Source organism: Leptospira ainazelensis (assembly GCF_016918785.1).
Lineage (GTDB): Bacteria > Spirochaetota > Leptospiria > Leptospirales > Leptospiraceae > Leptospira > Leptospira ainazelensis.
The window spans coordinates 21,226-27,306 of sequence record NZ_JAFFPT010000048.1 but is presented as its reverse complement, the minus strand read 5'-3'; the positions used below and the strand labels follow the sequence as shown (position 1 = coordinate 27,306).

Sequence of the window (6,081 nt, the reverse complement as noted above, 5' to 3'; positions counted from 1 at the left end):
TGGATCGCTATTTCTTAGCTTCGCTAAGAGCCAACCGCAATCGCTTCGCGGCTTTTGGCCACAACGCTCTCTATGGATCGCTATTTCTTAGCTTCGCTAAGAGCCAACCGCAATCGCTTCGCGGCTTTTGGCCACAACGCTCTCTATGGATCGCGTTGTGTACGGCTTCTTTTTCTTGACAGGGGGCCTGTTTCAAAACCAATAGAAGGTGCGCAATCTATTCTTAGGAAAATCCATGACTCTTGGTATCACAGAAGTAAAAAAAGGTATGGTTCTCAAAGTGGAAGGGGATCTCTATTCGGTGGTAAAAACCGAATTCGTAAACCCGGGTAAGGGCTCGGCTTTTATCCGAACAAAACTCAAAAACCTCACCAGAAACAGTTCCATCGAACGCACCTTCAAGGCGGCGGAAAAATTGGAAAGTGTCGAGTTAGAAAAAAGAAATATGACCATCTGTTACACCGAAGGGGATGATATTATCTTCATGGATTCGAACGACTTCGAGCAAATGCCGGTGTCTAAAGAATATGTCGAAGACATTCTTCCATTCTTAAAAGAAGAAACCGCGATGGAAGTTACGTTCTATGAAGGAAAGCCGATCGGAGTGATTCCACCGAACTTCGCCATCTTGGAAGTTACATATGCGGAAGAAGGTCTCAAAGGCGACACTTCCGGAACCGCACAAAAACGAGTCACGGTCGAAACCGGCGGTGAAATCAACGTTCCTATTTTCGTTAAGCAGGGCGACGTCGTAAAAATAGACCTGCGAGATCTCACTTACGTAGAAAGGGTCAACAAATAACATCTGCGGAGTATCTACTATGGCAACGATAGTAAGACAAAACGGTCTACCTGAAATCAAGGAGACAAACGAAGTAAAATCCTTTCTCAAAGAAAGAGGGATTGATTACGATCACTGGAAAGTTCCCGCGAACGCTACCGAACTTACCGACAAAGAAGTTTTGGCGGACGCGGAAAAAGAAAGTCTTTTAAACAAACTCGACGATCGTTTTCAGACCTTAAAAGAAAAAGAAGGATATCAATCAAGAGATCTGATCGTTCTTCATCCGAACGTTTCCGGTTTGAACGAAATGTTAGCAAAGTTCGATCGAGTCCACTATCATACCGACGAAGAAGTCCGTTATATCGTGGACGGGTCCGGAGTTTTCGGCTTTGCACTCAAGGGTGAAAAATTTTTAGTTCGTGTGGTCAAAGACGATTTTATTTCAGTTCCGAGAAATACCAATCACTGGTTTTATCTCGACGATCAAAAAAGAATCAAGGCAGTTCGTTACTTCCAAGACATGAGCGGTTGGGTTCCGAACTACGTGGAAGAAACCAATTCTCTGGACTGATATGTCCGTCAAAAAACAATTGGAACGGCTCTCAGAGTTGGGAGCCGCTTATCACAAAAACGGATGGATGCCCGGAACAGCAGGTAATCTCTCAGTCCGTTTTCCGGGAGAATCCGGATTCTGGGTCAGCGGAAGCGGACTCGACAAAAATCGATTAAACAAACGTAATTTTCTCTTTGTCGATTTAGAATCGGGAAAACCCGCGTATTCCAAGGACGCAAAACCCGAAAAGGGGTTGAAGCCGAGCGCGGAAACCTCGATCCATCGAGCGGTGTATCGGGCTGTGGAAAACGCCGGGTGCGGACTTCACGTTCATACGTTGGAATCCAATCTGATCGGAGCCAACACTTCGAACGCGGATCCGATCGCACTTCTCGAACTCCCTTCCATTGAAATTCTCAAGGCATACGGAATTTGGGATGAGAATCCAAAGGTTTATGTTCCTGTAATATACAATTTTTCGAATGTTCAGGATATTTCCGATTGTCTGGAAAAATATCTAAAAGTTTATCAACCCGTAGTTCCGTTTTGTATCATCGAAAAACACGGGATCACGGTCTGGGGAAAAGATATAATCCAAACAAATCGAAACCTTGAAGCTACAGACTTTATTCTCAAATATATGGTTTCTTGGAAGAGTTTGTCTTATCCCGGAGAAACAAAAGTGGTCCGCCAAGAACAGACTTCCGCAGATCGGGATCGGGCCGAAGTTTTCTCCACGGAATTCCCGGTATATCCGGCGACCTTTTCGTAAGAGGAGACGAACTTGTCATTTTCCGAAGAAATTTCGCCCATTCTTGTTGCCGGAGCCGGTTCGGGCATCGGCAAATCAGTATTAGAAAATTTGAATGCGCTCGGCCGGAACGCGCTCGGAATTTCCAGAACAGGCGTCGTCCGAGAACCGAAGTCCCCATTCGAGTTCGGAAAGAATTATCATTGTAATCTTTCCAGAACTTCGGAAGTTCCCGAGTTTGTGTCCTCTTTGCAGAAACAATTTTCGACTTTATCCGGGGTTTATTTTACGTTCGGGAGCGGTCTTTTTAAACCCGTAGAAAAAATCACATTAGAAGAATGGAATGCACATTTTGTCCTCAATCTGAACTCTCTTTTTATACTAACAAAGGAAATTCTTCCTTTGTTAAAACCCGGAGCTTTTCTTTGTTATCTTTCTTCCACGGCCGGTTATCAGGGATTTCCGGAATCGACCGCGTATTGCGCGAGTAGACACGCGATCGCCGGTTTTGCAAAAGCTCTTCGGGAAGAATTAAAACCGAAGGGAATCCGAGTGATCACGGTTTATCCCGGCGCGGTTTATACTGACATTTGGAAGGGAAGAGAAGGTTTTGATCAGGACGATATGATTCCCGTGGACGATTTTGGAAAGTGGTTGGCGACTCTTTCCACGCTTCCCGACGCTGTATATCCGGACGAGATCCGCCTTCTTCCTCGAAAGGGGATTTTATAGTTCCATGTCGCTTAACAAAAAAATCTAAGAATGTCGATAGGGGAGCCGCACGGTAAACACGGTCTTTCCCGGTTGTGATTCGAATCCGATTTTTCCGTTGTGTTTTTCCACGATCTTTTGACAGATATCAAGTCCTAAGCCGCTTCCTTCTCCCGGCGGTTTGGTCGTAAAAAAAGGATCAAAAATTTTATCTCTCAAAGAATCGGGAATTCCCGGTCCCGAATCTTCCACCTTTATAACGGCGTAGCCGTTTTCCCGAAGACCGACAATATTCAATTTTCCCGAATAGTTCATCGCTTGGACTGCGTTCATGATGAGATTGGTCCAGAGATGAAGAAGGTCGTCCCGGTAAATTGGAACCGGAGGAAGTTCTTCAAATTCGACGGAAAGATCCACTCCGTGACGGAATAGATTTTGATAGAGTGCGAGAACAATTTCTATGTTTTCTCGAATATTAGATTCTTCTAAAATACTATTGCTTTCGAAATGGGCGAGGCTTTTGAGCGCGTAAAGAATTTTGGACGATCTTTCCACGGCGGTCTGAATCGTGTGGGAATTTCTTTCCGGACCTAAAAGATCGGTAATCAATTCCAAAATCGGAATCACTTCAGTGTGATTTAGAATATCGGAGAATTCCTCTTCTCTTCCGTAGAGGCCGCTTTCGATAGCGATCTCGCAGAGATCGTTTGAAGGATCGGTAATTCCGATCTTTTCAAGATTACTTCTTACTTCCTTGACCCGTTTTCGTCTTTCCAGACCGAGTACAAGATCGGAACGGTTGCCTGCAAGTTCGATAAGAGTAGAAATCTGATCCCGAATTTTTTGCGGGACTTGGTTTAAGAGTCGAAAGTAGTCTTTAGACTTTTCTCGAAAGGATTTAGTATAGTGTTGAATGTTCTGATTGGACGCTTGAATGGCGCCTAACGGATTGTTGATTTCGTGAGCGATCCCGGAGACGAGTTGTCCTAGGTCGGCGAGTTTGGCGGCTTGAACGAGTTGAGCCTGGGTTTTTGTCAGTGTGTTGATGATTTCTTCGAGTTCTTTTTTTTGATCTTCGATCAACTGGTTTTTTTTTGAAATTTCCGCGTACGCCGATCTCAGGTTTGCGATTTCATTCTCCGCGTTGTACACGTCGGTGAGGTCGGCTCCGGCGGAAATGATATAATTTGTTTTTCCGTTTTTATCCTTGATCTCTCTGTTTTCCCATTGGATGAGTTTCCTTTCTTTGTATTTTCCGATCCATTGTTCTTGGGTTTTGGGAAGAAACTTTCCTCGAACCATTCTTAGATAAATCTTTTTGATTTGGTCTTTTTTGTGGACTTCCGCAAAAATATCCCAGAAAGGATATCCTCGAACTTCTTCGGAACGATATCCGAATGCGTTTTCGCAGGCTTTGTTGAATCGAAGAATTTTTCCCTCCTTATCGAGCGCGACAAAAAGAACTCGGGTAGAATCCAGGATCATATTGAGAAAGTTTTTCTCTTCGATCGCCCTTTCTTCCCCTAATTTTCTTTCAGTGATATTTCTTAGGGTAAGAATCCAGAAGTCGCTTCGATCGGATTGTGCCGAGAAGTTTCTGAGAATGACTTCGTAGTATCTCGCTTCTCCGTTTACCAAAAGACGTAAATCCGGAATCGAATCGGTTTTTTCCTTCTTAAATTTTTGGATCAGTTGATCCAATTCGGGATGAACCTCCCCCAGAGCGACCCCGACAGTATCGATGCGGTTTGGAAAGAGGTTTAGAGCTTCCTCGTTGTAGTCGAGAACTATATTATTCTTATCGAATATAAGGATTCCATCCTGAATTAAGTTAAAAACTCTATCTCTTGCGACCGGAATCAAATCCATCATCCGAAAGTAGAATAATCCATAGGCCCAAATCAAAGCGGCGATGCAGCCCGTGATCGGGAATACGTCGAGATGTGGATCGAGGAAGGGAAACAATCCCGCGACGGTCATCAACTCTCCCAAAAACGGGAAAAGGATTCCGATGAGAAGTAAGAACATTTGAGCCTTACGAAAACCCTTGAGCGTTACGAACTTCCAAATCAGGATAGCGATGGCTAGGAATTGGGCCGAAAGATAATAAGCTATAAAAAGTCGCATCCAAGGTCCGTAGTCGTATGTCAGAGCCTTCCAGGGGAAATCGGTAAGATAACGGACGTCGGTTCGTATCCATTCCGGATGAAACCCGGACCATATTAGAATTTCATTACAGATCGGAAACAGGACTAAAAAAATCACCAGCGGAAATTTATAGACAAACGTAAGAGAAGTAACCCTGGGTATAAAAAGTGAAATCGCGATTACGATGATATCGTTTCCTATAAACTGAAAGTCGTCCCAGAATAAGATCCATCTTTCGTTTCCCGAAAGTATTTCGAAAAAACTTCCGAAAGAGTAAATCGAAAATCCCAAAAGAACTAATAAGAATTCCTTACTTCCCTGTATCCTCAGGTTTTTATAAGTGATATAAAGATTGAAAGTGAAGATGAAAAAGGAAAGCCCGGCGTAGAACGCGAACGAAGACCAGGTAAGATCCATTGTTTCGTGCAGAGGGGGAAAGTTCATAATGGCTCTACTTGACAAAGCGTCCAGGGATCGATTCTTCCTTTCGCTATGGTTCGTAGCCTAAGGGAAAATCATCCGACTGGGAAGTAGAAAAACGAGTTCGCATTAAAAATCGGAATTTTTTATCTTATTACGGGATTCCTCGGCCCAATCCAAAAATCCTTTTGCGGTTGTGATTCCAAAATCGAGAGTGATCAGACTCAGCGTTCTGTTTGTTTCCGGAGTTTCGAGTTCGTTTACGAATTTTCGAATATTTTCGTAAATGTCCATCAGACGAAGCACTTCTTCCTTCGTATCCTCAAGATGTTTGATCAATACTTCTTTTTTTACGTGATTTCCGAAAAAAAGTTTTAGAAGAAGTTCATTTCGATACGGGGATTTTTCGACCGGTTTTTCGAGCCATTCCTTTAGTTCTTTTTTCCCCTTGGGTGTTATTTTATAGATCGTCGTTTCGGATCCGCTTTCTTTTTTTTCTTTCGATGATTTGAGACAAGCCTCTTTCTCGAGTTGTTTGAGGATCGGGTAGATCTGTCCGAAACTTTCCTGCCAAAAAAAACCGATACTCTGTTCTATAGTTTTTTTAATTCCATAGGCATTCATCGGAGCTTCTCCCAGAATGCCCAAGAGCGCATAACGTGTTTTATTGATTCTTGCCATTTAAAAAAACATCCGGGGAGGAGAGTAGTTGTT

The 6,081-nt window shown here is 43.4% G+C and carries 6 protein-coding genes; 4 read left to right on the top strand and 2 right to left on the bottom strand.

Annotation, left to right across the window (positions count from 1 at the left end):
• Positions 1-235 precede the first annotated feature (235 nt).
• The 4 genes from efp to JWG44_RS12660 are packed head-to-tail and all read left to right on the top strand — an operon-like array spanning position 236 to position 2,820.
• A complete protein-coding gene (gene efp, locus JWG44_RS12675; protein ID WP_069609782.1) occupies positions 236-802 on the top strand; it encodes an elongation factor P in 567 nt (188 codons plus the stop codon).
• A gap of 19 nt (positions 803-821) precedes the next feature.
• Positions 822-1,355, top strand: a complete 534-nt coding sequence (locus JWG44_RS12670; protein ID WP_205275326.1) for a 1,2-dihydroxy-3-keto-5-methylthiopentene dioxygenase — start codon at positions 822-824, stop codon at positions 1,353-1,355.
• A 1-nt stretch (position 1,356) separates the two neighbouring features.
• Positions 1,357-2,109, top strand: coding sequence for a methylthioribulose 1-phosphate dehydratase (gene mtnB / locus JWG44_RS12665; protein WP_205275325.1), 753 nt, complete (start codon positions 1,357-1,359; stop codon positions 2,107-2,109).
• A gap of 12 nt (positions 2,110-2,121) precedes the next feature.
• Complete coding sequence (locus JWG44_RS12660; RefSeq protein WP_205275324.1) at positions 2,122-2,820, top strand: SDR family oxidoreductase; 699 nt, start codon at positions 2,122-2,124, stop codon at positions 2,818-2,820.
• 24 nt (positions 2,821-2,844) lie between these two features.
• Here JWG44_RS12660 and JWG44_RS12655 read toward each other — a convergent pair whose 3' ends face one another.
• Positions 2,845-5,391 (bottom strand): histidine kinase N-terminal 7TM domain-containing protein, encoded by a 2,547-nt coding sequence (locus JWG44_RS12655; RefSeq protein ID WP_232371628.1) that lies wholly within the window; start codon positions 5,389-5,391, stop codon positions 2,845-2,847.
• 105 nt (positions 5,392-5,496) lie between these two features.
• On the bottom strand, positions 5,497-6,048 hold the full coding sequence (locus tag JWG44_RS12650) for a PadR family transcriptional regulator (RefSeq protein WP_205275323.1): 552 nt from the start codon (positions 6,046-6,048) through the stop codon (positions 5,497-5,499).
• Positions 6,049-6,081: the final 33 nt, after the last annotated feature.

Excerpts from the sequence above, each read along its gene's own strand:
- JWG44_RS12650 (WP_205275323.1), bottom strand. The coding sequence starts at position 6,048 with ATGGCAAGAATCAATAAAACACGTTATGCGCTCTTGGGCATTCTGGGA.
- efp (WP_069609782.1), top strand. The coding sequence starts at position 236 with ATGACTCTTGGTATCACAGAAGTAAAAAAAGGTATGGTTCTCAAAGTG.
- JWG44_RS12670 (WP_205275326.1), top strand. The coding sequence starts at position 822 with ATGGCAACGATAGTAAGACAAAACGGTCTACCTGAAATCAAGGAGACA.
- JWG44_RS12655 (WP_232371628.1), bottom strand. The coding sequence starts at position 5,391 with ATGAACTTTCCCCCTCTGCACGAAACAATGGATCTTACCTGGTCTTCG.
- mtnB (WP_205275325.1), top strand. The coding sequence starts at position 1,357 with ATGTCCGTCAAAAAACAATTGGAACGGCTCTCAGAGTTGGGAGCCGCT.